The sequence below is a fragment of the Acinetobacter sp. CFCC 10889 genome (genome assembly GCF_003268395.1).
Lineage (GTDB): Bacteria > Pseudomonadota > Gammaproteobacteria > Pseudomonadales > Moraxellaceae > Acinetobacter.
On sequence record NZ_LQXQ01000144.1, the window covers coordinates 1 to 1,977 of the forward strand.

The window sequence follows — 1,977 nt, forward strand, 5'->3', positions numbered from 1 at the left end:
TGGTGGAGACTAGGAGAGTCGAACTCCTGACCTCCTGCGTGCAAAGCAGGCGCTCTACCAACTAAGCTAAGTCCCCAGCTTATCATATAGATTTTAATGTTTCTGATTTTCTGTTCGCCCTACATTTTATTCAAATGCTTGTTTGTCAGATTTGGTGGGTCTGACAGACTTGAACTTGTGACCCCACGCTTATCAAGCGTGTGCTCTAACCAACTGAGCTACAGACCCTCAGATACATTCATGAAGAACAACTTGTTGTGGATTCTTACCGATCGTCAATCTTTCGTTAAGGAGGTGATCCAGCCGCAGGTTCCCCTACGGCTACCTTGTTACGACTTCACCCCAGTCATCGGCCACACCGTGGTAAGCGTCCTCCTTGCGGTTAGACTACCTACTTCTGGTGCAACAAATTCCCATGGTGTGACGGGCGGTGTGTACAAGGCCCGGGAACGTATTCACCGCGGCATTCTGATCCGCGATTACTAGCGATTCCGACTTCATGGAGTCGAGTTGCAGACTCCAATCCGGACTACGATCGGCTTTTTGAGATTAGCATCCTATCGCTAGGTAGCAACCCTTTGTACCGACCATTGTAGCACGTGTGTAGCCCTGGTCGTAAGGGCCATGATGACTTGACGTCGTCCCCGCCTTCCTCCAGTTTGTCACTGGCAGTATCCTTAAAGTTCCCACCCGAAGTGCTGGCAAATAAGGAAAAGGGTTGCGCTCGTTGCGGGACTTAACCCAACATCTCACGACACGAGCTGACGACAGCCATGCAGCACCTGTATGTAAGTTCCCGAAGGCACCAATCCATCTCTGGAAAGTTCTTACTATGTCAAGACCAGGTAAGGTTCTTCGCGTTGCATCGAATTAAACCACATGCTCCACCGCTTGTGCGGGCCCCCGTCAATTCATTTGAGTTTTAGTCTTGCGACCGTACTCCCCAGGCGGTCTACTTATCGCGTTAGCTGCGCCACTAAAGCCTCAAAGGCCCCAACGGCTAGTAGACATCGTTTACGGCATGGACTACCAGGGTATCTAATCCTGTTTGCTCCCCATGCTTTCGTACCTCAGCGTCAGTATTAGGCCAGATGGCTGCCTTCGCCATCGGTATTCCTCCAGATCTCTACGCATTTCACCGCTACACCTGGAATTCTACCATCCTCTCCCATACTCTAGCTTCCCAGTATCGAATGCAATTCCTAAGTTAAGCTCAGGGATTTCACATCCGACTTAAAAAGCCGCCTACGTACGCTTTACGCCCAGTAAATCCGATTAACGCTCGCACCCTCTGTATTACCGCGGCTGCTGGCACAGAGTTAGCCGGTGCTTATTCTGCGAGTAACGTCCACTCATTCTGGGTATTAACCAAAAGAGCCTCCTCCTCGCTTAAAGTGCTTTACAACCAAAAGGCCTTCTTCACACACGCGGCATGGCTGGATCAGGGTTCCCCCCATTGTCCAATATTCCCCACTGCTGCCTCCCGTAGGAGTCTGGGCCGTGTCTCAGTCCCAGTGTGACGGATCATCCTCTCAGACCCGTTACAGATCGTCGCCTTGGTAGGCCTTTACCCCACCAACTAGCTAATCTGACTTAGGCTCATCTATTAGCGCAAGGTCACAAGTGATCCCCTGCTTTCTCCCGTAGGACGTATGCGGTATTAGCATTCCTTTCGAAATGTTGTCCCCCACTAATAGGCAGATTCCTAAGTATTACTCACCCGTCCGCCGCTAGGTCTAGTAGCAAGCTACCTTTCCCCGCTCGACTTGCATGTGTTAAGCCTGCCGCCAGCGTTCAATCTGAGCCATGATCAAACTCTTCAGTTTAAAATCAATAGTGTTTTATTCTAAACACCAAATCTGGCTCATCAATTACTGACAAATATTTCTCAAATAAACTTCGAGTAATTTCTACCATTAATCAATGAAAATAATTTCGATCGATCAACCAGTAAAAATCCACACAAGTTGTTCTTCA

2 tRNA genes and 1 rRNA gene are annotated in these 1,977 nt (G+C 49.2%); all 3 read right to left on the bottom strand.

Annotated elements, in window-relative coordinates:
- Positions 1-76: transfer RNA gene (locus AVJ19_RS21020), tRNA-Ala, on the bottom strand.
- Between the two features lie 76 nt (positions 77-152).
- Positions 153-228 (bottom strand) — tRNA-Ile (locus tag AVJ19_RS21025).
- Positions 229-287: 59 nt separating this feature from the next.
- A 16S ribosomal RNA gene (locus AVJ19_RS21030) occupies positions 288-1,826 on the bottom strand.
- Positions 1,827-1,977 lie beyond the last annotated feature (151 nt).